Consider the following 24,906-nt stretch of genomic DNA (forward strand, 5'->3'; position numbering starts at 1 on the left):
TAGCTTTTTTGAGAGTAATGCTATTCAATTGCTGCTCCATTACAAAGTAAATGTTGGCATACGTAGTAGACGTCCTTTCTTCCAAATAGATTTGCTCATAAGTATAACACGAAAGATTGAAAATTCAAAATAAATTATGTAAAAAAACACCAGCTACTATAATAGCTGGTGCATAATACTATATAAGTTCGAATAAGAATGAGCGCAGTTCTTCTGCAATTTCTTCAGATACAGAAAAAGCGTGCTCTAAGTAGCCTGGTTCGTTTAAATCGTCAGTGCCGATAATTGCAAATTTATTGCGTTGCATATCAAGGACGATTGTTTTACCGTAATGACGATCGGAGTATAAAAGCGCTAAATCGTGGCGCTCATTTTCTCCCATAAAGCTAACGAAACGCGTTTTTGTATCGACTGTATCGTCGTAAAGAAAGAAACGTTCTTCCATACTACAAAAGCTCCTTTTTTAAATATCTAAGTTTAAGTGAGGTTTATGATCTAAATGGTGATGCGTCTTAATAAAGCGTACTGTTCTTGTTTTATAGCGCATAACGATAGAATATGTTTCTGCTAAGTCTCCGCCAAGGAATTTTACACCATCTAATAACTCGCCAGCAGATACACCAGTTGCTGAGAAGATTGCATCATCACCAGATACTAGGTCGTCTAACATAAGAAGTTGACGAGGGTCTTCTAATCCCATTTTACGGCAACGTGCTTCTTCTTCTTCGTTCATTGGTACTAAGCGTGCTTGCATTTCGCCTCCAAGGCACTTTAATGCTGCTGCAGAGATAACGCCTTCTGGAGCGCCGCCAACACCAACGAATAAATCGATACCTGTTCCTGGAAGAGCTGTTGCGATTGACGCGCCAACATCGCCATCACCGAATAATTTTACACGTGCACCTTTTGTACGAACACGGTCAATAATTTCTTGATGACGGTCACGTTCTTGGACGATAACCGTTAGGTCACGGATTTTTTTATTATTTGCTTCTGCTACAATTTCAATTGTTTTTTCAATTGGATCATCTAAGCTGATTTTACCAGCTGCTTTTGGACCAACCGCGATTTTTTCCATGTACATATCCGGAGCATGAAGAAGGTTTCCTTTATCTGCGACTGCAATAACTGCCATTGCGTTTGCAAGACCTTTTGCAACAATGTTTGTACCTTCTAATGGATCAACGGCGATATCTACTTCTGGGCCGTTACCTGTTCCCAGTTTTTCACCAATATATAACATTGGTGCTTCATCAAGCTCTCCTTCGCCAATTACAACAGTACCTGCCATGTTTACTGAATCAAACATATTACGCATAGCAGTAGTTGCTGCATCATCTGCTTCGTTTTTCTTTCCGCGGCCCATCCATTGTGCGGATGCTAAGGCTGCTGCTTCTGTTACACGGACAATTTCTAATGCGAGTTCACGTTCCAAGGTGGCATTCCTCCAATTTCAAAAATCATACAGTTATAACTATAACAAATAACGCGTGAAAGGTGAATTCGAAAAATTGTCGATTTTTTTAGAAGAAACGGTTACAATTAAAATGTAAATGCTTTAATTTCCAGGTAGGTGACATTCATGTACTTTGTAGACAGAAAAAAAATAGAGCAAATATTAACATGTTTAGAACAAGTAGTAGATACATTTCAAGAGAAGAAGAAATATGAAAATGATTTTGAATATTACGCATTAGAGCGTATGTCGCATCTTATCATTGATTGCATATTAGATGTTGGAAATGCAATGATTGATGGATTTATTATGCGTGATCCAGGAAGTTATGAAGATATTATTGATATTTTAATGGATGAAAAAGTCATAAGTGGAGAAGAAGGAGCAGGAATAAAAGAAGTGATTCTTCTTCGGAAAATGCTTATGCAAGATTATATTCAAATGAATCATGAAGAATTATATACGACGATTCAAAAACAAATCGCTGTGGTACAGAAATACCCTGCGAATATTCGCCGTTACTTAGAAAAGGAACTAGGACCTGTATCTGCATTCATAGCAGAATAAGTGTATGGATAAGATCCCCATTAGCCTTTTTGGGGATCTTTTTTATCGATAGAAACGGCTAAAAAGGGAGAAGGATGAGAAATGGGGGAAGCACGTACAACGAAGGAAGAAATTGTACAGCTTTTAAAAATAAATGGAGAACAAACGGTTGGAGCATTATCTGAAACTTTGGAGATTACAGAGATGGCAGTACGTCGTCATTTAAGTAAGCTGGAGCAAGAAGAAATCATTCAGTCGAAAATGGTACGTCAACATGTGGGCAGACCAACATATGTATACGCCCTAAGTCAAAAAGGAGAAGATTCCTTTCCGAAGGATTATAAGCAATTTGCTTTAGGTGTGTTAGAGGATTTAGAGAAAATTGGTGGTGAAACCCTTGTAGATGCTATTTTAAAGACCAGGACGGATCGGATTGAAGAGCAATTACAAAGGCGAATCAGTCGTCAAGAAAATGTATGGCAGAAGCTTCGGGAAGTTGCCGTTATTCAAGAGAAGCATGGATATATGGTACAAGTGAAGCAGGAGGGAGAAAACTCATACATATTACAAAAACAAAATTGTCCATTAAAGGCTGTTGCTGAAAAATATCCACAGCTTTGTGTGGAGGAAGAAAATATGTATAAGCGACTGTTTTCTGATGGAAATGTGAAGGTATTATCAAATATGTGTGATGGTGACTGTCACTGTTCGTATCACATACAAGAGAAAAAATGAACGTTATGGGACGCTTTTAGACGAAGCGTTTTTTTCTTTGGAAAAAGGGGTTAATATAAGAAGGTATGAACGCTAGACAAAAAGGAGAGACAGATGGATGTATAAAGGCTATTTAATCGACTTAGATGGTACAATGTATCGCGGTGAAGAACAAATTGAAGAAGCTAGTGACTTTGTAAAAGCATTACAGGAGCGTGGTCTCCCATATTTGTTTGTAACAAATAATTCAACACGTAAACCAGAACAAGTAGCAGAAAAGCTTGTTCGTTTCGATATTCCAGCTAAGCCAGAGCAAGTATTTACAACGAGCATGGCAACAGCGAACTTTATTTATGAACGTAAACAAGATGCGTCTGTGTATATGATTGGAGAAGAAGGATTGTATGATGCACTTGTGGAAAAAGGATTCAAGCTTGTGGATGAAAATCCTGATTTTGTTGTTGTTGGATTAGATCGCGAAATTACATATGAAAAGTTAGCGAAAGCATGTCTAGCAGTACGTAATGGTGCGACATTTATTTCAACAAATGGAGACATTGCTATTCCAACTGAGCAGGGTTTACTACCAGGAAACGGTTCATTAACATCTGTTGTTACAGTATCCACAGGTGTAGAGCCAATTTTCATCGGAAAACCAGAATCTATTATTATGGAACAAGCACTAAAAGTACTTGGTATGGCGAAAGAAGAAGCGCTAATGGTTGGGGATAACTATGATACTGATATTTTAGCGGGGATAAATGCTGGTATGCATACACTTCTTGTCCACACTGGAGTCACAACTGAGGAGAAGTTAACAGAATATGAAGTGCAGCCAACAGCGGTTGTGCATAACTTGACGGAGTGGATTGAGAAGATGTAAGAGTGGGCAGGCAATCGTTTAGGTTGCCTGATTTTTTATATGCATAATTACATATTTTGTATATGGATATAAAAGGTAAAATTATGTTATAAGGATATACGGAGAGAATATTACTGGTAGAATAGAGATTGGAGGGGGAGAAATGTATATCATTTCGATTATTATCTTTCTTGTAACGTTGTGTATTTTAGGCTTTGCTATATGGAAAATACATAAAATAAAAAGTGTACAAGAGGATATTGGAGAGATTATTGCTACTTACCCACGTAAAAAAAGCCGATGGTTCGTGTTGTTTGGTCCAGCTTATTTCTTTGTACAACTTATACTTACATACGTTCGTTATATAGATGGAGAAATTGGTAGTTTCGAACTGTTTTTACTCAAAATAGGAGCTTATACTGTAGCTGTTTGTTTTATGATCCTTTTTGTGATACAGCTAATTAAAGACGTCAAGGTATATGAAAAAGGTGTGATTGATGGGATGAATTACTATTCCTATGCAGAATTAAAAGGATATAAAACATCCACATGGGAAAATCCGCAAGAAAATATCTTCTTATATCGCGGGCAAGAAAAATGGCATGACAATGTAAACTTACTCATTAGGCAAGAGGATATGAGAGAGTTAGAAAACATTTTACAAAGATATCTTCCTAAGCTCACCATAAAATAAAAACACTCCACCTTCGTATAAGGTGGAGTGTCTTATTAAAATACGCGATTCACGACTGCTTTCACTTCTTCAAGATATTCTTCTCGCACGTCTTCATCCACAGAAGGAACACGCGTATAGAATGTGTGCTCTAATGTTTCAATTCCTGTAAATTCAAAAATACCAGCATCTGTTGTTTTCTTCATCGAATCAAACATACCGCCTTCACAGCGGTCTTTCTTAGTATGTTTATAATAAAATTCGTTTCTCCTTCGCTTCTTTTATCCACATCGGAAGTTCATTCAACAGGTTATTATACAATGTTTCATCTGTTGTTTTTTCGATATCGCGAATGTGGAAGAAGTTTGCGTTATCAATGAAACGCCCTTCCATTTCGTCTAGCTTTCTAAGAACGTCGAATTTTCCATTTCCAATCCCAACAAACTGCCAAAAAATCGGTTGGTTAGAAGAGAATACAACCGGTTTTTGAATTCCTTTTTTACAGCCACCATCGTTAATAAATATAACAAAGGCAGGCTCTTCGCTTTTCTCTTCAATCGTATATTTTTTTATGATATCTTCCATCACTTGTGGCTCTTCATTTCGGCCAAATTTATGAATGGAAGGGTTATTTAAAATATGTTTTTCAACATAACCAGCAAAGTCTTTTTCAGTAATGGATGGTAATCTTGAAAATTCGTTATCATATACCCAAATATCTAGTGAGCCATCATCATCAAATTGACTTGCAACCGCAAGAACGCGTTCGACAACTTCTTGTACAGTGCCATTTTTATAAAGTGTTCGCATAGACCCAGAAATGTCTAATACGAGCGCAACTTTTGCGACAACGCCTGTTAATCTCTTTTTCTCTAATACAACGCGTACTGCTTCTTTCCGTAATGTAATTGTACTCAAGTATAATCGCCCCTTTTTTTATTATGTAGCAAAGATGCCAGTTCTTGAAGCATGTATAGATTACGCAGTAGGAAGAGAATTATGGATCATTTGGAGTGCTTTATCCACAATTTCCTCTGCTGCATATATACCAATTTCATTTGTTCTTACAATGTGAGGTAATAAACTTCCTTGTTTTGTTTCAAGTTCACCGTGAAGAGGAGCAATGGCATGATTTGCCCTTTCTAACATGCATAGATCAAGTAAGGAATCACCAGCAGTAATTACGGTTTTTGCCTGAAGTTTTTCTTGTACATATTGGACAGCATCCCATTTGTTCACAGGCTTTGGCACAAAATATAATTTTCTGCCTTGTAATGAATGAGTCCATCCTTGTTGATCGAGCCAAGTTGTGAATGACTGTAATTCGTCGTATGGAATATTGTCACGCTTAATGATGCAGTAGTGAAATAAATCATCAGCTGTTTTTTGTGAAAGAACCCATTCTTCATGAGAAATATTTTGAAATTCTGTTAGAACGTCTTCTTTTTCCATACATGTTGTTAAGCGCTCCGTTTGTATGTTTTTCCAAGTGGCATCTAACTTACCGTTATGAAGGATATTACCGCCATTGCTTGTAATCGCATATTCCGGAACGACTTCTGTTTGAAATAGTGTAATGCGCTGAAACTGTTCAATGGTTCGAGTTGTAACAGGGATGAATTGAGCTTGTAATTGCAGTTCTTTTAATAACGAGATAGCTGTATGTGTCATAAAAGAAATTTCTTTGTTGTCTAACGTTTCAATCAGTTGAATGTGTTCATCGTCTATAGAAGCACGAAATGATTTCCGAGAATAAATGAGCGTTTGATCAAGGTCACTTGCAAAAATCATGAAATTTTCCTCCCAAGAGGTGTGATGAGCCCACAGCACGAATAAGTCATATCTTTATAGAGCTCTACTGGAACATTTTTTTCTTGTGCTAGAAGTAAAATGTGCTTTAAGTCTGGATTGTTTTCGCCCTGGATTAAAATTTTCCATGGCATCCGTCTTAGTAAAACACGCGTTGTTTCTCCAACTCCTGGCTTCACTAAATTTATATCCTCTATTCCAAAATACTTTTGAATAGAGGCAATATCTTGCATACCTTGCCAAGATGGCTCTGTATAGGTAGTAATAACGTGCTCTAGTTGCTTTGTTACATCAGCGCTAATAGAAGGGAATAACGCTGTGATTTCGTCAATAAAGAAGTTAGATAAATCTTCTGTTTCTAGTTCTTTATAATACTTGGCACCGTGAAAATCATTTGGGCCAATATATGTTTCATTTAAAACTGTGCGACTAATTAATCCTGATACGGTCGCATTTAAGCAAGCGCTTGGAATGAGGAAATCTTCTCGTGTTCCATATATAGAAGTACAATGGCCTGGATCAGCAAGTACAGCCATGCAGTCCGAAATATATTCATGGTTCTTTTCGTTAAATGTATGTACTGCTTGGCGCAGTTCTTTTTTTATGGCACCTTTTCCAGTCCAGCCATCAATGAACTGAATCGTTTGATTTGGATGCTGCTGTAAAATATAGTGAAGTGCATTCTCATCAATGCCGCGTCCCCGAATAATAGAAACGCAATAATGTGGCAATTCGAGATGATATTGATAACGAATATACCGTTTTATTAAAACGCCAATTGGTGTACCGGCTCTTGCTAGTGATACGAGTACAAGATTCTTTCCTTTCGTCTTTATAATTTGCTCAGCTACAACGCCGATAGCAATGGCTAGCTTCCGTTTGTATTGCTCGAGTGAAGCAAAAAATAAATCCATATAAGGCTTAGATGGATTATATTCAATCGGAAGCATTTCAGAGTAATGTGTGCCCGATTGAATTGCTTGTTCTCTGTCTTCTGTTGTTCTTTCTTCTATGGCATCACTAATATCTTTTAATAGAAAAATAGCATCTTCTTTCGCATAGCTGCCGATAAGCTGTATTGTTTTAATCTCAGTCATATTTCTTCACCCTCGCTTTCTGTTAAGCTCTTAAATGAAACGATATGAATGACCGGAATAACCGTTTGTAATTGTGTAAGAAGAGGATGAAAAGCATCTCCTTGCAAATTACGCTCTATAAAAAGAAAAACTTCATCGTAATCTCCGGGCTGGATGTTATAAAAATAATTTGTAACTGCTTTGTTTTCGGGGCTTTCATAGGAAAAACGATTATGAATAGCATATTGTAGATCATCTGCGTACGGGTGAATCGGACTACGCGTTGTTGATTGATACGAAATATTTGTCCCCATTTCAGCGGCAATCCGCATTGGAAGGTACATAAATTCACCGGTTCCTAAGCAGAGTGTCTGTTTACCTTTTCGTTTTTTCTTTAAATCATATCCAATCTTTCTAGCAAAAGAGTGGATATAATTTTGATCATCGGATGAAATGCCAAAGCGCCCGGTGTAGTTTATGTAGCTGATATCATGATGTACAGATGTATACGGTAAAGTAGGGCATGGAAGTATATGTTTTTTTATCTTGGACTCTATTGATTTATCAATCATTTCACCATGCGAAGAAGAACTAGCGATCGGACTACCGATTACGTCAATTGAGCCGCTTAATAGAGAGATTACATGAATCGTAATATCAAGTTCTTGCTCGAGCTCTGTAAATTGCTTTCGATGTGCATCTGAGCGCCAATCTAATAAAGAAGCGACAATATATTCTTTTCTTGGAAACTTTTCTTGAATGGATCTGATGATATTAAGGGCGGTTTTTCCTGTTGTTATTTCATCATCTACCAGGACGATAGGCTGTTCATTTTGAAAATAGCTTTTGTCCACATAACAACGATGAGATGTCGCATGAGAATGTTCTTCTTCAAATGTAATGACAGAATTGATTTGTGAGATTGTTTCCCTTGTTGTATGAACATATTTCGCATTTTGAAAACATTGAAACATCGAATGACCTAATGCGGTAGCTGTTTCTGCAAATCCGATAAATAAGACTTCTTTATCTAAAGGGAATTGGTACTGCAGAATTGCTTCCAGTTCATGATTCGTACGATCTTTAGAAGAAATCAGATTGAGAATTTCTTTTTGATATGGATGATTTGTATGATGCAGTACCTCCATATATCTTGCAGCAAGAGCACAGCCTCCAGCTAAAGAGATTGCAGGTGGAACGGGAAGATGTTTTCCTAAAATGGTGCTTACGAATAAAAAACCACGTTTTTTATTGATTCTTGCAGCCATTTGGAATAGTTGATCTGGCGATAATAAATATGGATTATGTAGCACATCTATATGAACCTTTATTTTATTTAAAATGTGGTACGTGTATGTTTTGCTTTGGTTCTTCGGTAAGGAGATCGATGAAAGTTTGTTGTTCATGTAGCACCCCATAAATATTAGATTTCAGAAGTGTTTTACGTGCCCAATTATAATGGGGCTTCACTTCATTCATTTTGTTAGAAAAGCTGCTTTTCATCACGCCGTTATACGTCTGGGCCGCTTCGAAAATAGCTTTTGCATCTAAATAATCCTCTAACGTTACAACATGCATAGCTTGAATGAGTTTAATGTGAGAAGGATGAATGACCGTTTTTCCAATTAATCCATTTGCCTGATCGAGCAAGACTTCATGAATTAATCCGTCCTCGTACCGATGAAGCATGTTCTCACGCATTGTAAGCCCGGCGTTTCCAAATGATTCACGAAATGGTGTTTGACGGAGCTGTGGTTTGAGTACGCGCGGATTGTTTCCGAAATACTCCCACACCGGTCCAGATATAACATATTCATCTGCTTTTCTAGAAAAAATATTAATAATATCAGAAATACAATCGCGAATAATCGAAATGTCATAGATTGTCGTATCTTTGTTACGACGAATGCCGAATAGCCCTGAGAAATCGGTCGCCCCAATTCGGACATTCAAAATAAAATCACGGTAAGAATCTAAGATTTCCTTAACTGCTAGTAATGTATCAATACGAGTTTCTTTATAAATAATTTCAGGAGACTCTAAAATAGGCATCCCATAAAGTGAAAGTGAATAGGTTTCGTTTATATCCTGTAGCTCACGAATGTAAGACATTCCGTTCGCCGGAGTGAACTTAGGAAACACAAAACCGCTTATACAATGGACGGCGCTTCCTAGTTCATGAACGAGCGAATCCATTTGCTTTGGTTCACGAATCCGAATAAAGAGTAGTGGTATGTCTGATGGATGGAGCTTGCCAGTATCCATCATATGAGCTAGTAGTTGCATCTGTATGACAACATTTTGCTCGGCAAGTTTCACATCCCAATCACTAATAGAATCTTCTAAACAAAGTACAATCGATGTCGTACCTTCGAGCCTTTTTCTAACGATGTCATCTGCAATGGTTCTCTTTGTTCCAGGTGTATATAGAGTAGCACCTAATGCGTAAGCTAGTTGATCTTTCGCGGAATCCTTTGAAAATGTAATGGGTTCTTGGTAGAAAAGGTTCTGCTTTTCTTCAAGGGATAGATAGGAAAAATGCTGCATATTGTCACCACCTTATTTAGAGCCTGCGACCCAGTTCATGTTCCATTTATAATGTTGATCCATGTCTCGGTGTCCTTTAAAATATTTCACTAATTTTTGTACTTTGAATGTCTCATCATTTACATTTTCAAGCATTGCAATTGCACATGTACTCAGGCCATTACGGTGTTCATCCATTTTCACAACAATGTCTGGTCCATTTTCTTGTTTTAATGTAACAACACCGTCAACTTGTGACCAATTGGCTGCGCCTTCGTAAATATAAGAGAAAATTAATATTCTTTTTATTTCATGAATCATGTTTCCGTTAATGCGTAAATTTTCTCCTGTATTTGAAGCCCCCGTGCGATCATCTTGATCTAAATGAATGTAAGGCTCACTATGAAATGAACCAAACGTATTTCCAAGCGGTTGTACAACGCCTTTCCAACCATCTTTAAATTCAAACAAACAGCCTAAATCTAAATCTACTTGAGGTGAGAGATTTGCCGCTAAAGATGAGAAAAATCCTTTTTGTTTTGGAGCACTTTGCTTACTCCAATTTAAATTCACTGCAATTTCGCCAAGAGGTTTGTCCGTTTTTTGTAAGTTGATCGTATCTCCAGATTTTTTTAGTTCAATTTTGGAAAGGTTAATATGTTTTTGACTAGAAGAAGGTTTAATCTGTTTATTTGTTTTTTCAAAAAGGTTAGGTGTTATATGAGATAATCCGAATTGATGAGAAAGTTCTGTGAGCCCTCCTTGTATTCCTCTACCGATAGCTCCAAACTTCCACTCGCCCTTATAACGGTAAACTTCACAGGCGATTAATGCAGTTTCAGATGAAAATTGTTCTGTAAGGTTATAACGAAACATTTCTTCATTATTCGTTGTATTGATAATACGGACGTAGGATTGCTTTACTTGGCCAAAGGTTTGCATGCGTGCCAATGCATCGTGAATGGTAATAGTGAACATAATTCGTTCGATATGTAATGGAATCTTTGAAAGCGAAATGGAGATTTCTTCATCATCTCCAGAACCCTTACCTGTACGATTATCTTTTGAAAGTGTAATCGTGCCTTGCAGAGAAGATTGCTGTTTGTAAAATACGATATGCTCTGAAGTTGTTAGTCTACCGTTTGAATCCAATAAAAAAGCAGCAGCATCTAAATCGAATGCATGTGAATTTGTAGGAAGATCCCAGCCGAGACCTATTTTTATATGAGTTAATGTAGGATTTGTTTTTGTTAAATCTACCTTCTGTCCTTTACATAACTGTAGGGGCATTTCGATTCCACCTCATTTAGAATAATTACTTTAATCGTAACACGCTAACAAAAGATTTCCAATTTTGTATTTTGAAAATTTACAAACTTTTCGAAAATGGAAGGTGAATTTCAGGATTTATGTAGAACTTTGTTAGTAAGGAGTTTTTTAGAAAGGAATGAAGAAAGAAGATGAATATCCACAAACTAACAGGAGAAGAAGCAAAAGAAATCAATACATGGCAGTATGAAGAACCGTATTCGTTATATAATTTTTCAGGAAGTGAAGAGACAATAGAAGAACTATTAGATGGAACATATTATGGCTGCTGTAATGAATATGGGGAATTGATAGGTTACTTTTGTTTTGGAGAAAATGCGCAAGTACCAGGGGGAAGGGATGCGAAGTTATATATAGGTGAGGATACTGTAGACATTGGGCTTGGCATGAAGCCACATCTAACGGGACAGGGAATGGGAAAATCTTTCTTGAAAGTTGGTTTCCAATTTGCTTTAAAAGCGTTCCAGCCCAAAAGAATTCGTTTAAGCGTTGCTGCTTTTAATAAGAGGGCGATTACATTGTATGAGAACGTTGGGTTTCAAAAGAATGTTTTGTTTATGAGCAGGGGGAGAGAGTTCCTGCTCATGGAGTATGATTTAGATGAATGCCGTTGTTAACAAATGTGTTATGACCCTGTCCAAATTAAGCGTATAACATAACCGAAAAAAATAATGTAAGAGAGCAGGGCTATAGAGCATGTTCCACTTATTGTACGAACCAACCCTTTTTATCTAATGAGTGCTAAAATGATAGATAAGATACTATTTGTCATAATAGTGCCTTCTAGTGAAGGTGTAAGGTGCTGTGTTCATGTGAGACATAGAAAGAATGTGACGGAGGCAACCAGTGCGAAAAGTAGAAAAAGCCAAGAAAAGATTTGCTTTTTAAACATCAGAACACCCCTGTGTGAACGTTCGGAAATATTTTACATAAATTGTATATAGGATTGCAATTTATGTAAATGAAAGAACCCACCTCTTTGTGTAAAGGGGTGGGTTCTTATTTTTAGGGTTTTACCTTATTCTGCATGCTCGGCACGATGCGCCAAACGACTAGACGCGGCTGCAGCGATAGCACCTACAATATCATCAAGGAATGTATGAACTTTTCCAGATGATTTATCATTTAAGTATTCTAAAATACCTGGTTTTAATTTATCGATATATCCAAAGTTTGTGAAACCGATAGAGCCGTACACGTTTACAATGGAAAGGGCGATTACTTCATCCACTCCGTATAAACCTTCATCACGCTTTACAATGTCTTGTAATGGTTCGCTCAACATTCCTTTTTCGGCAAGAACGTCTAACTCGATTCCTGTAATGAGCGCATTTTGTACTTCACGCTTGGATAATACACGTTCTACATTGTAACGACATTCTGACATTTCTAAATTTGGATGGTATTTCTTTTGAAGAAAATGAACAAGCTCCGCAATATCATCGATTGTTACACCACGTTCCTGTAGTAGTTGTAATGCTCTTTCTTGTAGTTGATTCGATTCTTTCATGTTATCACCTTTTTTTCTTTTTATTATTTGTATACGTTTTACTGCTTTATCATGTGCATAGGAATGAAAGGCGAGCACAAGCTCATATATATATAGAAAAACCATAGGTGGCGACTATGATGATTCAGCATATTTATGAGCATTATCAAATGCATGTCAAAGAATTAATCCCTCTTGGCCCCTATAAAAGCTTTTGGATTCGTAATAAAATTTATGTACTTCTTCCAATTGGGGATATGGAGGAAGATGTACTTGTTGAAATGAAAAAATTAAGCGATTATATGAACCAGCAAGGGGATATTACTGTTGCAACCTTCGTTCCAACGGTGCACGGTTACTATGTAAGTGAGATAGAAGAAAAAAATTACTGTTTATTAAAAGGTATGCGTTTGCTTGATCGACATGCTACTTCGTTAGGTAACGAGCTTTCTTTATTTCATAAACGAGGCGCCTTTTTTCCAGAAGAAATAGAACAATTAAGTCGCATTGGTGAATGGAAGTCATTATGGGAAAAAAGGCTCGATCAATTAGAGCGATTTTGGCAATCACAACTTATGAATCCGCCGTCAGATGTATTTGATCAACTATTTATCGAGTCTTTCCCATATTATTTGGGCGTTGCTGAAAATGCAATTCAATATGTTGTAGATACAGAAATAGATGATACACCTCAGCTTGCCGACGCAGCAACGATCTGCCAAGAACGCTTTACCCCTTTATTATGGCAGCAAACCAATAAATTAAAAATCCCCATCGATTGGGTATATGATCATCCAAGCAGGGATTTAGCGGAATGGATTCGATACGTATTCACGGAAAAGAAGAAAGATTGGGAACAAACAATTTTCCAGTTTGTATCGGATTATGAGAAAAACTATGCCCTCTCTTCTTTTGGCTGGCGCCTACTATTTGCGCGCCTTCTCTTTCCACTTCATTACTTTGAAACGGTGGAACAGTACTATCTGACGGGAAATGAAGAACAAAAAAATATGTACCGAGATCGCTTAGAAGACATTTTACACGATGTGAACCGTTCAGAGCAATTTATGAAGCATTTTTATGAATTCCTCCGTTTGCCTGTTGAGAAGCTCGGGATTCGAAAGTTGGATTGGTTGTCCTAATAGGAATTTATAAAAAAGAGACCAATGGTGGTCTCTTTTTTATGGATATTTAGTTTCAGCGATTCTAAGCAAGCCGCATCCGCTTTTAGATTATCCCGCTCCAGCGGCTAGAATGTTCGGTGGCTTCGCTTCTTCCGACGAGGCCAAAAACGCCTCTATGTCAGAAGCTCCATCCCCCTCACATTCTAAGCAAGCCGCATCCGCTTTTAGATTAAAATACTTGTTCTACTTCGATAACGCCTGGTACTTCTTCAAGTAGTGCGCGTTCGATACCAGCTTTTAATGTGATTGTAGAACTTGGGCAGCTACCGCATGCACCCATAAGGCGTAGTTTTACAATACCTTCTTCAATATCTACTAATTCAACGTCACCGCCATCACGAAGTAAGAACGGGCGTAATTTATCTAATACTTCTAATACTTGTTCTTGCATATTTGGGTTTTCCATTTTTATCGACTCCTTTCATCCATTTTATTATAATCAAGATACAGGGGAAAATCTATTTTTTCTGTTCTTGTTTTAATGTCAAAATATTGTATCATGTTTACAACGTGTTTTTTCAGTATAGGGGATGAGAAATGAGCTTGTAAAGAGATGTGTTTATAAGGTAAGTCATCTCGGCGTACTGTTAGAACAGAGAAGTGGGGGAGAAAGAATGGTAAATGTTCAAGTATATGGGGCAAAAGTAATTTGTGCGAGCTGCGTTGGAATGCCATCTTCGACTGAAACATTTGAATGGCTACAAGCGGCAATTGGTCGTAAATATGAAGGACAAGATGATAAATTTAAGTTTGAATACGTTGATATTCAAGAAGAGCAAGATGATGCTGAGAAGCAAGCTTTTGTAGAGCGGGTAATTGAAGAGGATTTATTTTATCCGGTTGTTCTTGTAAACGGTGAAATCGTTGGAGAAGGAAATCCTCGTTTGAAGGACGTATACGAAGAAATTGAGAAATATTTATAATATAAAAGCCTTTGTGGTTGCAAAGGCTTTTCTTATATATCTATATGGAAAAAATAGTTATTAAAGGTAATTTTATTAAGGAGGATGCATGTGAAGGGTGTAGTGAAACAGGAGTTGCCAGAGGAAGTAACGAGTCTAATGGAGCAATATGTGATGGGATTACAAGATATTTTCTTAAATGAAAAATTAATTGGGGTGTACGTATACGGTTCAATCGCTCTAGGTGCATTTCATTTGGGGACGAGTGATGTTGATTTTGTAACGGTAACGAGGGAGACAGTCAGTGAATTTGAGAAGTTGCAAATAAGTGATTTACATAAAAAATTGAGTAAAAATAAGCTCGGAGGACGGATGGACGGTATGTATATCCCGCTTGCTGATTTAGGAAAGAATAATCAAGAGATAGAGCAGTATGTCTATTGTGCTGATGGGAAAGTTAACGTAGGTCACTGGGATGTGAATGCTGTGACGTGGTGGACGTTAAAGAACCATGGAATTACTGTGACTGGAGAAGAAGCAAGTGAACTTCCGTTTGAGGTCTCATGGAATAGGGTTGTAGAAACAATGAAATATAACGTAGAGCAATACTGGGGTGAAAAGGCATCACGTACATATTTGTTTTTAATTGAAGAATGGGTAGAATCAGCCGTTGTAACGATGGGCCGTATTTTGTATACGTTAGAGCATAAAACAATTGTTTCAAAAGATGAAGGATTACAATATATGATGAAATCGTCCACTGATAAATGGATGCCTTTGCTACAAGAGGTAGAGCGGATACGTCATAATAAGGGAAAGAAACGAACGATTTCCATTTGGAAGCGGGCAGATATGACGAAGAAGTATTTGCTTAGTGGGATAGAGGAATGTCGGAAGAAGTGGGAAGGGTAGTTTATTTCAAAAATTAAGATGGTGCGGATATAAAATAGTAAGACCTCTGTAGTAGTTACTATAGAGGTCGGTTTGTAGATGAAGTTATACACTACTTAGCTACTCATTATTATGCTGTGGAAGTATCCTCGTCTTTACGTACTTCAAAAAACTCATTTTTGCACAAGTATTTAAAAATTCTTTGTGTAACTTGCTCTTCTTGATCTAATAAGAAGCGATGATCAAACGCGTAGAATGATTGTCCTTGAATTAATTTAACGTAATACATTATATATACCTCCATTATAGAACGATACAAATTTAAAGATTCATTACTTATAATATCCATAAATTGGTTTAAAATACTTAGAATGTTAATCAGGGATCTTAAATAGAAGTATGAAGAATGCAAATATGAAAATAAATACTGTAATCAATAAGGAGATAGTTAATATAAAAGAGTTNNAACTCTTTTATATTAACTATTTTTCCATCGCTCTAATTTATTTTCAACAAGCTGTTTCATCTCGCCTACTGTAATATGCGGAAGGGCGAATTTTTCATTTTCATAGCAATGACTGCAATACGTTGTACTTTTTTCTCCATTTTTTTCTGTACCGCCACCATTTTCATCTTTTGAAAATGGCATGCCACAGCTTTGACAGTTCTTATGTTTCTTCATGAAATTCGCCTCTAAGATTCCATCTTTTTTAACTGACACCGCCTATTAAAAAATGTTTTATACCCAAGTTGTAAAAAGATAATGACAGAAAAAGCTGTACTTCCGGAAATACCAAGTATAATCACAATTTGATATTGAATGGCGGTAAACGGTGAAATTCCTGATAAAATTTGTCCTGTCATCATACCTGGGAGACTAATGATTCCCATTCCGACCATAGAATTAATCGTTGGCAAAATAGCTGAGTCGAAAGCATCGCTTATAAGTGGGGTAGCTGCTTGTTTTGGGGTTGCTCCCAGCATCAGTGCACCTTCAATTTGCTCACGTTGTGATTTCATAGTTTTTAAGAATGTATTTGCACCGAGTGACACACCGGTCATGGCATTACCAATGAGCATTCCAGCGATTGGAACGATATATTGCGGAGCATACCAAGGGTCGTGTCCAATAATGACAAAGATAAATAATAAAAGTGGCCCGATTGATCCTGCAATCATTGAGAGTGCGGCCACACGTTTTAACTCTTTTGACATAGGGATATTAACTCGCTTATAAATGTTAAAAATAGCAAATGTAGTAATAGAAGTAATAATAGCAATTGTATAAAATGGATTACTATTTTCAAATATGTATGTAAGTACGTATGCAACAAGCACAAGTTGAATGGTCATACGGAATGTAGCGATCGTAATTTGTTTTTCACGTGGTATTCCTTTTAATTTTACAAGGCCGATTAAAATGATAATGAAAATATATGCTGCAGCAAGTTGCCAAAGTTGTAATTCAATAACGCCCTTCAAATGCGTGCACTTCCCTTCTAATAGCACCTTTTGTTTTATTAATTTCAATAATGTCGTCTGCTATTTCTTCTGGAAGTAGTTGTGAGTGGGTAATAAAGATAACAGTTTTCTTTTTTTGTTTCGCAATTGTAGTGAAATTTTTCATGACGCGTTTTTCTGTATCAACATCTAATGCAGATGTTGGCTCATCTAATAAATAAACGGGCGGATCCATAAGTAAAACACGAGCTAAGGAGAGTCTTTGTTTTTCACCACCGGATAATGAGGAAGCGATATCTGTTAACTCTTTTTCTAAGCTTACAATTGCGAGAGCTTCTTGTAGTGCTTCATCAGGTGGTAAAGATTTCTCCGAAAAGCGAAGCCCTATTAACAAATTATCTTTTACTGTTCCGTCAAATATTGGAGGAGTTTGTCCTAGCATAACGACTTCACGACGTAATTGAATAGGCGGATAAGACGAAATGGGGGTATCGTTATATTTAATTTCGCCAGTTGTTGGTGATTGTAGATCATTGAGCAGGCGAAGTAACGTACTTTTTCCGCTGCCACTTTCAACGATGATGCAGGTGGTTTTTTCTTTGTGGATCTCTAAGTAAGGAATATGTAAGATGTCTTTATATGTTACGTCTTTTAATAAAAACATAATTTTCTCCTTTCTGATTCTATATAAATTCAATTTGTTTTTATATATTCATATCGTATCAAAAAAGGAGAAAAATAGAAAAAACAAGAGCGACCCGCTCTTGTTTTTCTGTTTAGCCATTATGATGTTTGTACATCCATAGAATACCGGACTTTAAAAGTCTAGGCACTCTGCCCATTAATGGTTGATTTGCCAATAATCCAAATCCATGTTTCTTACCGAGAGAGCCGAGAACGCCTTTTAATTTAATAACAGGTAGTTCATCAGGAAGTGGCTCATTGTTCCAACGTTTTAATAATATTTGGACAATTTGTTCACCTTGGCCTTCAGCAAGTTGTGCAGATGGTGCATGTGGAAGAGAAGCGCAATCTCCTACAACATAAACATGCTCATTGTTCGGAATATTATGATATTTTGTTAATACAACCCGTCCGCTACTATCTTGCTCGACTGGAAGGTTTCGAACAACTTCGTTTGCTTGAATACCTGCTGTCCATACGATTGCATCGCATTTAAGCGGTTCATCATGGTTGTACACAACATTTGGTTCTACTTTCGTAATGTCAGAGTTTCGTATAATCGTAACATTATGCTTTACGAACCACTCTTCTACGTATCTACTTAATTTTTCTGGGAATGGGAATAAAATGCGATCCTTTCTATCAAATAAGTAGATCTTTAAATCAGAACGACTTTCCCGAAGTTCACTTGCAACTTCAACGCCGCTTAAACCAGCACCGACAACAGCGACAGTTGCATTCGGTTCCAAACCATTTAATTGTTCGTACGTTTTACGAGTTTGTTCAATTGATTGAAGGCTATGTGTATATTCTTTCGCACCTGGTACGTTATGATATTTGTCTTCGCAGCCAAGACCAATAATTAAGTCATCATATTCGACAACTTCGCCTCCATCAAGATGAACGGCTTTGTTTTCAAGGTCAACATTCGTTACAGTGCCGTATTGAATGTTGAGACGCGGGTGTTCAGGAAATGGAATGCGAATATGCGTTTCTGAAATTGTACCCGCTACTAATGCGTAATATTCTGTTTTAAAACAGTGGTATGGTACTTTGTCGATTAATGTCACTTGGACATCATCTGGAAGTTGATTGCTTGGAAGAAGCCGTTGCAGAATTCTCATGCCACCGTAGCCACCGCCCAGTAATACGAGGTGTTTCATGATGGATTACCCCTTTTCTGTTGAAATATCCCCTAATCATACAATTATATATTGAAAAAATATTTTGACTTTACTCACTCAAATTATATCGAATTTGTGAACAAATAACAATGCATGAATGTGTACTCTGTTGTACAATAAGAAGAAAAGTGGACAAACTGTTTTGATTTGTATGTTGGAAAAACAACAGATAGGTTAGAAAAAACGATAGAAGCTGCCATTTCCTTCGGGTGAAACCAGAAGAGGGAAATGAGTGGAGATCTTTTTCTGATTTCATAGCAGTGATTTATATGTTGGGAAATCCAAGTGAATTGATATAGAGAAGATCTTTCGATTTGAAATGAAGTAGTGAAGCAACGAAATATTGTAGTAGGTGTAATGGAAACAACAAGAAACAGCTTAGTTTTCTTAGTATAGATTTATTTTTTTGAGGTACAGGGGGGATAGTTTTGATTAAGCCATTAATCGAGTTTTGTGTAGGTAACCTTGCGAGTGGATCACAAGCAGCGTTAGAAAAATTAGAAAAAGATCCGAATTTAGATGTCATGGAATATGGTTGTCTGGGGTATTGTGGTATTTGTTTTGAAGGTCCTTTTGCACTGGTGAATGGTGAAGTTGTACAAGGGACAACGGTAGAAGAGCTTGTGAAAAATGTATATGATTATTTAGATGAAAACCCAATGTTTTAAGGCGTTGCACTTGAGCAACGTCTATTTTATTTGTTTCATCAGAGTGAAAATTCTTTTAGAGGAAATGCTAACAAAGAATTTGAGCTTTAGAGGTGACAGAATAAATATTATTTAGGTACTCGCTGGTCTTTTCGGTTTTCCAGATGTGTCACTGCAATTTATATTAGATTACATGTTTTCATTGCTTGCTTTTGTCATTGGTGTACCATGGACAGAAGAGGTCATTGCAGCTGAGCTGGATATTAAGTGCTGCAATTGCAAGGACGTTTGTATGAATAAAAAAAGGCCCTTTCCGAGAAGGGCTTTTTTCTTACACAATGTGTGTAAGAACGGCTCTTATATAAAGGCCATCAAAATGTTGTCAAATATGAGAAACGGGGGACGTTCTTATTGTGTTCCAAAAGCATGCATTTTATACTTAGAACAACAAATTTTTTTTGGAGTGAATGAGGATGAACCAATTTTCTTTTACAAAAATGCATGGTCTTGGGAATAGTTATATATATGTAAATATGTTTGAAGAACAAATTCCAGAAGAGGCACTATCTCTTGTAGCGGAAAAAGTATCAAATATCAACACTGGAATTGGTGCGGATGGAATGATTTTAATTTGTCCATCAGAAGTAGCACAAGTGAAAATGCGCATGTTTAATAATGATGGCTCAGAAGGAAAAAGCTGCGGGAATGGACTGCGCTGCGTAGCGAAATATGCGTATGAGCATAAACTAGTAGAGGAGAATATTTTTACAATAGAAACATTGGCCGGAATCGTAACGGCTGAAGTGACAGTAGAAGACGGTATCGTTACCTTAGCTAAAATTGATATGGGAGCACCTCGTTTAACTCGTGCAGAGTTACCGATGCTTGGAGAGGGAGAAACGCCTTTTATTCGTGAAGATTTCCTATACAATAATCATCGCTATGCGTTTACTGCTGTTTCGATGGGGAATCCGCATGCGGTTATTTTCGTTGATGATGTGGAAGAAGCACCACTTACAACATTAGGTCCAGTACTTGAGACGCATGAGATGTTCCCGGAACGAGTGAATGTTGAATTCATTGAAGTTGTAAATGAAAATGAAATGAATTTCCGCGTTTGGGAACGTGGATCAGGTGTGACGCAGGCGTGTGGCACAGGGGCATGTGCAGCAGTTGTGGCAGCAGTATTGAATGAAAAAATGAAGCGTGGTGAAGAAATTACGGTTCATTTAGCGGGCGGAGATTTAATGATTGCCTGGACAGAAGAAGGGAACGTTTTGATGAAAGGTCCAGCGGAAGTAATTTGCCGCGGAGTGTATGAGTACAAGATAGGAGCGTAAAGATGTATAATAGAACGAGAGATGAAAGGAAGGTGGATTTCATGATTGATGTAACAGAACAAGCGGCATTTCAAATTAAAGATATGTTAAAAGATGCTGAAGAAGGAGAGAAATACGTTCGCCTTGCTGTACATGGCGGTGGATGTAGTGGTCTTTCTTACGGCTTAGGATTTGAAAGAGAACCAAATGAAGATGACACAGTTCTTGAGTTTTATGGTGTTGAATTTGTTATTGATAAAGAAAGTGCTCCGATTGTTAAAGGAGTAAAAATTGACTATAAGCAATCGATGCTTGGCGGTGGATTTACAATCGATAACCCGAACGCAATCGCATCGTGTGGATGTGGATCATCTTTCCGTACAGCTTCGAATGCTGGTAAGCCAGAAGAGTGTTAATCATAACCTTCTCACAAATGAGTGAGAAGGTTATTTTTTATTATTTTACAAACTAGTTGTGAAATAATTGTTTTCATTAAATTCACATAATGTTCAAACAAATAGGTTTAAAAACTCGGAAGTTATAGTACTCTTGAATTAAGAATAATTTTTCGACAAATAAAGACAAAAAATTTATGGTAATCGAAAAATTTTATTTTATATCTGTGATTACACAGACAATAAGGAGAAATGATTATGGCGAACAAACGTTGTAAATTACTTCATAAATCGTTTAAAGAATTGGTAAAAGAAAATAAACAAAAGATATTAAATGATAAACAAGAGATGGAAAAAATTGAACAACGTATTGAACAACGTTATACAATTAATAAATCGGCTTCCTAATTAAGATACGAAAACGTCGTTGATATACAAAAAAGAAGATAATCGACTAGGTACAGTAGTTGGTTATCTTCTTTTTTGTTTTTTTAGTGTGTAATCTTACAAAAGTGTAATGCTCATGTCACGTTTTTGAATTTCTCCTTAAATGAAAAGGGATTATGATAGCAGTATAATAAAAAACACATGAGGTGAAAGACGTGAAAAGATATATTGCACTTTTTAGTATTTTAGTTGTATTTGCTAGCTTGTTAGTTGGTTGTGATTTAAACCGTATGGGAAAAGATACGTATTATGTTCAAATTACGGCTGATGGAAAAGAATACAAGGGAAAATCTGATAATGGTACACCATATACAAATTACCAATATAAATTAGCGGGATTTGATGAAGAGGGTAAAGAAAAAACAATGGAATTTAATGCGCAAAAAAATCTTCGCAAAGAAGCGTTTCTACATGTATACTACTCCGATAAAAAAGGTGTGACAGCTTGGGAAGAAGTGAAAAAAGACGAGCTGCCTGCAAAAGTGAAAGAAAAATTAGGTGTGAAATAATGAAGAAGGAGTTGGGGTATGGGCCAGCTCCTTTACTTATTTTCAAAATCTTCTTCTGAAATGACTGTAAAGCCATGTCTTCGAAGCAATGCAGTTGTTACACCGTAACCCTCTTGTTTGTTTCCATTAAATTCGCCCGTATAAATGGTGGAGCTTCCGCAAGACGGACTACGTTCTTTTAAAATGATGTATTCGGGATGTAGATCTTTTATTTCTTTTAATGCTTTATAAGCGCCTTGGACAAAGGCTTCTGTTACATCGTTCCCCTCTTTATCTATCACCTTTGCTTTGCCGTCTAGTACATCATCACCATTGCCACCAATAATTTCTGCTGAGGGGCGTGGCGTTGGTAATCCACCTAATACTTCTGGACAGACAAGAACGGTTTCTTCTTTCTGCAATAGCTCTTCTATTTTTGAGATTAGATTGTCATTTCCGTCGTAACGACAAGCAATACCAGCTAAACAGGCACTAATTACAATCATGGTTTCTACCTCAGTTCATTAAGAAAATTTTTTGAAAACGCCCATTTTGCTTCATGGGACCTATGTATATATGGGGTGATGAAAATGGGAACTTTCTATAACTTAATGAAAACATATAGCGAATTTCAAAGTAAAGAAGAATTCAATGTATATCAGCAGCAAATTTTCGTACGTTATCAAGCTGATATAAATAAAACAGATTTTTTAGTAATTCGTTTGTTAGGGAGATATGCAATTAATGAAAAACAAAAAACAGTAGGAGTCGCTTGTCCGTTAATGGAAACAATTGCGACTAAAATAGGAAAAAGTATTCGTACGGTGCGTCGCTCTGTTGCGAAATTAGAAGAACTCGGGATTATTGAAAGGATCCCTACGAAAGAGAGACATAAGCGCGGGGGATATAGTGCAAATTTGTATGTGTTTCGTAAAGCTGCCATTGACCGCATGGATGGCCGTATGAAAATGACCGCATGTGAAAATGTGGAAAATGTAGATGGGTGTAAGAAGGAAGAGGTGCGAGAAGAAAGGGAAACGATTCTTTTTAAAAACTCTTCTAAAGAAGTACAAAAGAAAAAAACAACGTATGAGCTTGATGAGACATATTGTCGTCATGATATTCCGGCTAAGTTTGTACATGCGATTGTACCAATGTCACGGAATCCACAAACAATTAATGTGCTTTGGAGTAAAGTAGAACTGGCTTATAAAAAGAGCGGATTATTAGAGCAAGGTGTATTTTTGGAACAGCTGCTTGTTGATGAAGATATTCAGGAAAAGCTTATCTGGCGTGTGAAAAGTGTTGTCAGAGCGTATAAGTTAGGGGAAATTCGGAAAGATGTTAAGGCTCTTTTGTATAGTACGATGCGAGATCTATTTTTAGATATTGAGTTAGAATGGGGGGCGGCTATAAGAAGGAACACGAAGGTGACGTTATTTGATCCATTCAAAAAAGAGTCATGCGTGTAATACATGACTCCTCTTAATCAATCAAATTTTCGTACAACAGGAACGCGAATCGCAACAAATAATACGAAGATAATAACTGCGATAGCGCCGCTTTTCATAATCGTCACAATCGGAATACCAGCAGCAAGTGCGAGTGATGTGAATGCATAGGAAAGCGGGATGAAGCCCATGGATGAAAGCATCATTAAGCTCATGACACGGCCCATCATTTCTTCTTTGACGGTAGATTGAATCATCGCCATTAATGGAACGATGGCCATGGCAATTGTAATACCGTAGAAGGCGCCTGCGAGTAGTGCTTGCCAAAGTGCTGTACTGAAGTTAATAGATAGGAAGAAAACGCCAGATAACAGCATCATAATGATACAAAATAAGCCGCGTCTACGATTAATGTTCTTAAGACCAACAATGACGGCACCGATTGCCATGCCTGCTCCAACAGCAGCTTCTAAATAACTAAATTGAAGCGAGTCACCATGAAGAACGTTTTTGACAAATAGCGGGAAACCAACTTGCATTGGACCGATTAAAAATAGATTTAAAAAGGCACTACAGATGAGAAATGTTGAAAGAAAAGGCGATTCCTTTACGTATAAAATTCCTTCTTTAATAGATGTAAACATACCTTTATCTTTATCTGTTTTTTCTTGTACTGTAAATTGTATTTTTTGGACGAGTATAGCAGCAATAATGAGGAGCAGAATGGTAATGGAAAAGATGGTCTCATAATTACTAAACTTAATGAGAATCCCACCAAGTACAGGTCCTAAAATTACTGATGCTTGGTTCGTCATTTGTGTAAGTGAATTCGCCTGTGTTAAGCGATGTTTTTCTACAAGTTCAGGGAGAATGGAACCGTCTGCTGACCAAAAGAAGGCATCAGCTAATCCGAACAACAAAGCAAACAAAGCAAATGTATATAAGGTCACATGACCAACGATAAACCAAGTTAAAATCGTTGCGACAAGAAGTGCACGAACGATATTTGAGTAAAACATAATATTTTTTTTCGGGAATTTATCTGCGACAGCTCCCCCAACAATCATAAAGACGAGCCTTGGTACGCTAAGCGCAACAAAGACAACGCCTAGTGAGGCCTCAAGATTTAATGTTTTTGCTATGTACCACGTTTGAGAAAATGTAAAAAAGGCTAAGGCAAAACTTGAAAATAGAGTAGCTGCCCAGAGGAATAGGAAGTTTGTATTTTTTAATAAAGGTGTTCCACTTTCTGCTGGAGCAGGTTTGTTTTGTTGTAGTTCCTCCATATTGCTTCCTTTCTATGTAACCATTTTGAATGGATATAAAATCCTATTAACAATCGTTTTATACAGTTTTTAATATTTCTATACTGC

At 37.0% G+C, this 24,906-nt stretch carries 31 protein-coding genes and 1 pseudogene; 14 read left to right on the forward strand and 18 right to left on the reverse strand.

Translation table 11 applies throughout. The features are described 5' to 3' along the window. Window positions 1–178 precede the first annotated feature (178 nt). Both CN288_RS07080 and glpX read right to left on the reverse strand, forming a co-directional pair. Window positions 179–445: a DUF3055 domain-containing protein gene (locus CN288_RS07080; RefSeq protein WP_003208880.1), complete on the reverse strand. Its 267-nt coding sequence runs from the start codon at window positions 443–445 to the stop codon at window positions 179–181. Window positions 446–463: 18 nt separating this feature from the next. Next, window positions 464–1,435, reverse strand: a complete 972-nt coding sequence (gene glpX, locus CN288_RS07085) for a class II fructose-bisphosphatase (protein WP_026594194.1) — start codon at window positions 1,433–1,435, stop codon at window positions 464–466. Window positions 1,436–1,582: 147 nt separating this feature from the next. Here glpX and CN288_RS07090 point away from each other — a divergent pair, with 147 nt between their 5' ends. The 4 genes from CN288_RS07090 (at window position 1,583) to CN288_RS07105 (ending at window position 4,272) form a co-directional block, all read left to right on the forward strand. Further along, entirely contained in the window at window positions 1,583–2,023 is a 441-nt protein-coding gene (locus tag CN288_RS07090; RefSeq protein WP_026594195.1) for a DUF86 domain-containing protein, read from the forward strand. Between the two features lie 81 nt (window positions 2,024–2,104). Beyond that, window positions 2,105–2,737 (forward strand): helix-turn-helix transcriptional regulator, encoded by a 633-nt coding sequence (locus tag CN288_RS07095; RefSeq protein ID WP_098302021.1) that lies wholly within the window; start codon window positions 2,105–2,107, stop codon window positions 2,735–2,737. 97 nt (window positions 2,738–2,834) lie between these two features. After that, window positions 2,835–3,599, forward strand: a complete 765-nt coding sequence (locus CN288_RS07100; protein WP_098302022.1) for a TIGR01457 family HAD-type hydrolase — start codon at window positions 2,835–2,837, stop codon at window positions 3,597–3,599. Between the two features lie 142 nt (window positions 3,600–3,741). After that, window positions 3,742–4,272 (forward strand): iron ABC transporter substrate-binding protein, encoded by a 531-nt coding sequence (locus tag CN288_RS07105; protein WP_098302023.1) that lies wholly within the window; start codon window positions 3,742–3,744, stop codon window positions 4,270–4,272. Window positions 4,273–4,307: 35 nt separating this feature from the next. Here CN288_RS07105 and CN288_RS07110 read toward each other — a convergent pair. From CN288_RS07110 to CN288_RS07140, 7 genes and pseudogenes are all read right to left on the reverse strand, one after another. Further along, window positions 4,308–4,478: pseudogene (locus CN288_RS07110) on the reverse strand (NAD(P)H-dependent oxidoreductase); the annotation flags it as partial. A gap of 22 nt (window positions 4,479–4,500) precedes the next feature. Then, window positions 4,501–5,169 carry a vWA domain-containing protein gene (locus tag CN288_RS07115; protein ID WP_026594199.1) on the reverse strand — a complete coding sequence of 223 codons (669 nt, stop codon included), beginning with the start codon at window positions 5,167–5,169 and terminating at the stop codon, window positions 4,501–4,503. A gap of 60 nt (window positions 5,170–5,229) precedes the next feature. Next, window positions 5,230–6,042, reverse strand: a complete 813-nt coding sequence (locus CN288_RS07120; protein WP_026594200.1) for an HAD family hydrolase — start codon at window positions 6,040–6,042, stop codon at window positions 5,230–5,232. Then, the gene (locus tag CN288_RS07125) at window positions 6,039–7,157 is read right to left on the reverse strand and encodes a cysteine protease StiP family protein (RefSeq protein WP_026594201.1); all 1,119 of its coding nucleotides are present in this window, start codon (window positions 7,155–7,157) and stop codon (window positions 6,039–6,041) included. The genes CN288_RS07120 and CN288_RS07125 overlap by 4 nt, the downstream gene beginning before the upstream one ends. Further along, the gene (locus CN288_RS07130; protein ID WP_098302024.1) at window positions 7,154–8,542 is read right to left on the reverse strand and encodes a phosphoribosyltransferase family protein; all 1,389 of its coding nucleotides are present in this window, start codon (window positions 8,540–8,542) and stop codon (window positions 7,154–7,156) included. The genes CN288_RS07125 and CN288_RS07130 overlap by 4 nt, the downstream gene beginning before the upstream one ends. Then, window positions 8,469–9,683 (reverse strand): HpcH/HpaI aldolase/citrate lyase family protein, encoded by a 1,215-nt coding sequence (locus tag CN288_RS07135; RefSeq protein ID WP_098302025.1) that lies wholly within the window; start codon window positions 9,681–9,683, stop codon window positions 8,469–8,471. Before CN288_RS07135 ends, CN288_RS07130 begins: the two co-directional genes overlap by 74 nt. Window positions 9,684–9,695: 12 nt before the next feature. After that, on the reverse strand, window positions 9,696–10,952 hold the full coding sequence (locus CN288_RS07140; protein WP_098302026.1) for a TerD family protein: 1,257 nt from the start codon (window positions 10,950–10,952) through the stop codon (window positions 9,696–9,698). A 170-nt stretch (window positions 10,953–11,122) separates the two neighbouring features. On the opposite strand from CN288_RS07140, the gene CN288_RS07145 reads away from it, so the two are divergent. Then, window positions 11,123–11,608 (forward strand): GNAT family N-acetyltransferase, encoded by a 486-nt coding sequence (locus tag CN288_RS07145; protein ID WP_026594205.1) that lies wholly within the window; start codon window positions 11,123–11,125, stop codon window positions 11,606–11,608. Between the two features lie 401 nt (window positions 11,609–12,009). Here CN288_RS07145 and CN288_RS07150 read toward each other — a convergent pair whose 3' ends face one another. Then, a complete protein-coding gene (locus CN288_RS07150; RefSeq protein ID WP_026594206.1) occupies window positions 12,010–12,501 on the reverse strand; it encodes a phosphatidylglycerophosphatase A family protein in 492 nt (163 codons plus the stop codon). A 119-nt stretch (window positions 12,502–12,620) separates the two neighbouring features. Here CN288_RS07150 and yutH point away from each other — a divergent pair, with 119 nt between their 5' ends. Next, window positions 12,621–13,622: a spore coat putative kinase YutH gene (gene yutH / locus CN288_RS07155; protein ID WP_098302027.1), complete on the forward strand. Its 1,002-nt coding sequence runs from the start codon at window positions 12,621–12,623 to the stop codon at window positions 13,620–13,622. A gap of 211 nt (window positions 13,623–13,833) precedes the next feature. On the opposite strand, the gene CN288_RS07160 is transcribed toward yutH, so the two are convergent. After that, window positions 13,834–14,070 (reverse strand): NifU family protein, encoded by a 237-nt coding sequence (locus CN288_RS07160; protein WP_000431179.1) that lies wholly within the window; start codon window positions 14,068–14,070, stop codon window positions 13,834–13,836. A gap of 208 nt (window positions 14,071–14,278) precedes the next feature. On the opposite strand from CN288_RS07160, the gene CN288_RS07165 reads away from it, so the two are divergent. Beyond that, complete coding sequence (locus CN288_RS07165) at window positions 14,279–14,587, forward strand: YuzD family protein (protein WP_026594208.1); 309 nt, start codon at window positions 14,279–14,281, stop codon at window positions 14,585–14,587. An 84-nt stretch (window positions 14,588–14,671) separates the two neighbouring features. After that, on the forward strand, window positions 14,672–15,478 hold the full coding sequence (locus tag CN288_RS07170; RefSeq protein ID WP_243764993.1) for a nucleotidyltransferase domain-containing protein: 807 nt from the start codon (window positions 14,672–14,674) through the stop codon (window positions 15,476–15,478). Between the two features lie 109 nt (window positions 15,479–15,587). On the opposite strand, the gene CN288_RS07175 is transcribed toward CN288_RS07170, so the two are convergent. The 5 genes from CN288_RS07175 to CN288_RS07195 form a co-directional block, all read right to left on the reverse strand. After that, a complete protein-coding gene (locus CN288_RS07175) occupies window positions 15,588–15,746 on the reverse strand; it encodes a YqbF domain-containing protein (protein ID WP_081811128.1) in 159 nt (52 codons plus the stop codon). A 189-nt stretch (window positions 15,747–15,935) separates the two neighbouring features. After that, window positions 15,936–16,139 (reverse strand): zinc ribbon domain-containing protein, encoded by a 204-nt coding sequence (locus CN288_RS07180; RefSeq protein WP_051588622.1) that lies wholly within the window; start codon window positions 16,137–16,139, stop codon window positions 15,936–15,938. An 11-nt stretch (window positions 16,140–16,150) separates the two neighbouring features. Then, window positions 16,151–16,939, reverse strand: coding sequence for an ABC transporter permease (locus CN288_RS07185; protein ID WP_026594210.1), 789 nt, complete (start codon window positions 16,937–16,939; stop codon window positions 16,151–16,153). Further along, window positions 16,923–17,582 (reverse strand): ABC transporter ATP-binding protein, encoded by a 660-nt coding sequence (locus CN288_RS07190; RefSeq protein WP_098302028.1) that lies wholly within the window; start codon window positions 17,580–17,582, stop codon window positions 16,923–16,925. Before CN288_RS07190 ends, CN288_RS07185 begins: the two co-directional genes overlap by 17 nt. A gap of 112 nt (window positions 17,583–17,694) precedes the next feature. Further along, window positions 17,695–18,765 (reverse strand): NAD(P)/FAD-dependent oxidoreductase, encoded by a 1,071-nt coding sequence (locus tag CN288_RS07195; protein ID WP_098302029.1) that lies wholly within the window; start codon window positions 18,763–18,765, stop codon window positions 17,695–17,697. Window positions 18,766–19,214: 449 nt separating this feature from the next. Here CN288_RS07195 and CN288_RS07200 point away from each other — a divergent pair, with 449 nt between their 5' ends. From CN288_RS07200 to CN288_RS07220, 5 genes are all read left to right on the forward strand, one after another. Then, window positions 19,215–19,454 (forward strand): YuzB family protein, encoded by a 240-nt coding sequence (locus CN288_RS07200; RefSeq protein WP_026594213.1) that lies wholly within the window; start codon window positions 19,215–19,217, stop codon window positions 19,452–19,454. A 452-nt stretch (window positions 19,455–19,906) separates the two neighbouring features. Beyond that, on the forward strand, window positions 19,907–20,773 hold the full coding sequence (gene dapF / locus CN288_RS07205; protein ID WP_098302030.1) for a diaminopimelate epimerase: 867 nt from the start codon (window positions 19,907–19,909) through the stop codon (window positions 20,771–20,773). A gap of 41 nt (window positions 20,774–20,814) precedes the next feature. Then, on the forward strand, window positions 20,815–21,168 hold the full coding sequence (locus CN288_RS07210) for a HesB/IscA family protein (RefSeq protein WP_026594215.1): 354 nt from the start codon (window positions 20,815–20,817) through the stop codon (window positions 21,166–21,168). 237 nt (window positions 21,169–21,405) lie between these two features. Then, window positions 21,406–21,555 carry an FbpB family small basic protein gene (locus CN288_RS07215; RefSeq protein ID WP_170833692.1) on the forward strand — a complete coding sequence of 50 codons (150 nt, stop codon included), beginning with the start codon at window positions 21,406–21,408 and terminating at the stop codon, window positions 21,553–21,555. 194 nt (window positions 21,556–21,749) lie between these two features. Next, window positions 21,750–22,103, forward strand: a complete 354-nt coding sequence (locus CN288_RS07220; RefSeq protein ID WP_026594216.1) for a YxeA family protein — start codon at window positions 21,750–21,752, stop codon at window positions 22,101–22,103. Window positions 22,104–22,135: 32 nt separating this feature from the next. Here the strand turns inward: CN288_RS07220 and CN288_RS07225 are convergent, their stop codons facing one another. Further along, window positions 22,136–22,588 carry a DUF523 domain-containing protein gene (locus CN288_RS07225; protein WP_026594217.1) on the reverse strand — a complete coding sequence of 151 codons (453 nt, stop codon included), beginning with the start codon at window positions 22,586–22,588 and terminating at the stop codon, window positions 22,136–22,138. A gap of 84 nt (window positions 22,589–22,672) precedes the next feature. On the opposite strand from CN288_RS07225, the gene CN288_RS07230 reads away from it, so the two are divergent. After that, window positions 22,673–23,554: a helix-turn-helix domain-containing protein gene (locus tag CN288_RS07230; protein WP_026594218.1), complete on the forward strand. Its 882-nt coding sequence runs from the start codon at window positions 22,673–22,675 to the stop codon at window positions 23,552–23,554. 17 nt (window positions 23,555–23,571) lie between these two features. Here CN288_RS07230 and CN288_RS07235 read toward each other — a convergent pair whose 3' ends face one another. Further along, window positions 23,572–24,819 (reverse strand): MFS transporter, encoded by a 1,248-nt coding sequence (locus CN288_RS07235; RefSeq protein ID WP_026594219.1) that lies wholly within the window; start codon window positions 24,817–24,819, stop codon window positions 23,572–23,574. Window positions 24,820–24,906: the final 87 nt, after the last annotated feature.

Origin of the sequence: Bacillus sp. AFS023182, assembly GCF_002560575.1 — a bacterium.
GTDB lineage: Bacteria > Bacillota > Bacilli > Bacillales > Bacillaceae_G > Bacillus_A > Bacillus_A arachidis.

What these genes read in the sequence shown, in the direction of transcription:
- CN288_RS07080 (WP_003208880.1), bottom strand. Translation starts at nt 445, where the DNA reads ATGGAAGAACGTTTCTTTCTTTACGACGATACAGTCGATACAAAAACG.
- CN288_RS07090 (WP_026594195.1), top strand. Translation starts at nt 1,583, where the DNA reads ATGTACTTTGTAGACAGAAAAAAAATAGAGCAAATATTAACATGTTTA.
- CN288_RS07095 (WP_098302021.1), top strand. Translation starts at nt 2,105, where the DNA reads ATGGGGGAAGCACGTACAACGAAGGAAGAAATTGTACAGCTTTTAAAA.
- CN288_RS07100 (WP_098302022.1), top strand. Translation starts at nt 2,835, where the DNA reads ATGTATAAAGGCTATTTAATCGACTTAGATGGTACAATGTATCGCGGT.
- CN288_RS07105 (WP_098302023.1), top strand. Translation starts at nt 3,742, where the DNA reads ATGTATATCATTTCGATTATTATCTTTCTTGTAACGTTGTGTATTTTA.
- CN288_RS07120 (WP_026594200.1), bottom strand. Translation starts at nt 6,042, where the DNA reads ATGATTTTTGCAAGTGACCTTGATCAAACGCTCATTTATTCTCGGAAA.
- CN288_RS07125 (WP_026594201.1), bottom strand. Translation starts at nt 7,157, where the DNA reads ATGACTGAGATTAAAACAATACAGCTTATCGGCAGCTATGCGAAAGAA.
- CN288_RS07130 (WP_098302024.1), bottom strand. Translation starts at nt 8,542, where the DNA reads ATGAACAACAAACTTTCATCGATCTCCTTACCGAAGAACCAAAGCAAA.
- CN288_RS07135 (WP_098302025.1), bottom strand. Translation starts at nt 9,683, where the DNA reads ATGCAGCATTTTTCCTATCTATCCCTTGAAGAAAAGCAGAACCTTTTC.
- CN288_RS07140 (WP_098302026.1), bottom strand. Translation starts at nt 10,952, where the DNA reads ATGCCCCTACAGTTATGTAAAGGACAGAAGGTAGATTTAACAAAAACA.
- CN288_RS07145 (WP_026594205.1), top strand. Translation starts at nt 11,123, where the DNA reads ATGAATATCCACAAACTAACAGGAGAAGAAGCAAAAGAAATCAATACA.
- CN288_RS07150 (WP_026594206.1), bottom strand. Translation starts at nt 12,501, where the DNA reads ATGAAAGAATCGAATCAACTACAAGAAAGAGCATTACAACTACTACAG.
- yutH (WP_098302027.1), top strand. Translation starts at nt 12,621, where the DNA reads ATGATTCAGCATATTTATGAGCATTATCAAATGCATGTCAAAGAATTA.
- CN288_RS07160 (WP_000431179.1), bottom strand. Translation starts at nt 14,070, where the DNA reads ATGGAAAACCCAAATATGCAAGAACAAGTATTAGAAGTATTAGATAAA.
- CN288_RS07165 (WP_026594208.1), top strand. Translation starts at nt 14,279, where the DNA reads ATGGTAAATGTTCAAGTATATGGGGCAAAAGTAATTTGTGCGAGCTGC.
- CN288_RS07170 (WP_243764993.1), top strand. Translation starts at nt 14,672, where the DNA reads ATGCATGTGAAGGGTGTAGTGAAACAGGAGTTGCCAGAGGAAGTAACG.
- CN288_RS07175 (WP_081811128.1), bottom strand. Translation starts at nt 15,746, where the DNA reads ATGTATTACGTTAAATTAATTCAAGGACAATCATTCTACGCGTTTGAT.
- CN288_RS07180 (WP_051588622.1), bottom strand. Translation starts at nt 16,139, where the DNA reads ATGAAGAAACATAAGAACTGTCAAAGCTGTGGCATGCCATTTTCAAAA.
- CN288_RS07190 (WP_098302028.1), bottom strand. Translation starts at nt 17,582, where the DNA reads ATGTTTTTATTAAAAGACGTAACATATAAAGACATCTTACATATTCCT.
- CN288_RS07195 (WP_098302029.1), bottom strand. Translation starts at nt 18,765, where the DNA reads ATGAAACACCTCGTATTACTGGGCGGTGGCTACGGTGGCATGAGAATT.
- dapF (WP_098302030.1), top strand. Translation starts at nt 19,907, where the DNA reads ATGAACCAATTTTCTTTTACAAAAATGCATGGTCTTGGGAATAGTTAT.
- CN288_RS07210 (WP_026594215.1), top strand. Translation starts at nt 20,815, where the DNA reads ATGATTGATGTAACAGAACAAGCGGCATTTCAAATTAAAGATATGTTA.
- CN288_RS07215 (WP_170833692.1), top strand. Translation starts at nt 21,406, where the DNA reads ATGGCGAACAAACGTTGTAAATTACTTCATAAATCGTTTAAAGAATTG.
- CN288_RS07225 (WP_026594217.1), bottom strand. Translation starts at nt 22,588, where the DNA reads ATGATTGTAATTAGTGCCTGTTTAGCTGGTATTGCTTGTCGTTACGAC.
- CN288_RS07230 (WP_026594218.1), top strand. Translation starts at nt 22,673, where the DNA reads ATGGGAACTTTCTATAACTTAATGAAAACATATAGCGAATTTCAAAGT.
- CN288_RS07235 (WP_026594219.1), bottom strand. Translation starts at nt 24,819, where the DNA reads ATGGAGGAACTACAACAAAACAAACCTGCTCCAGCAGAAAGTGGAACA.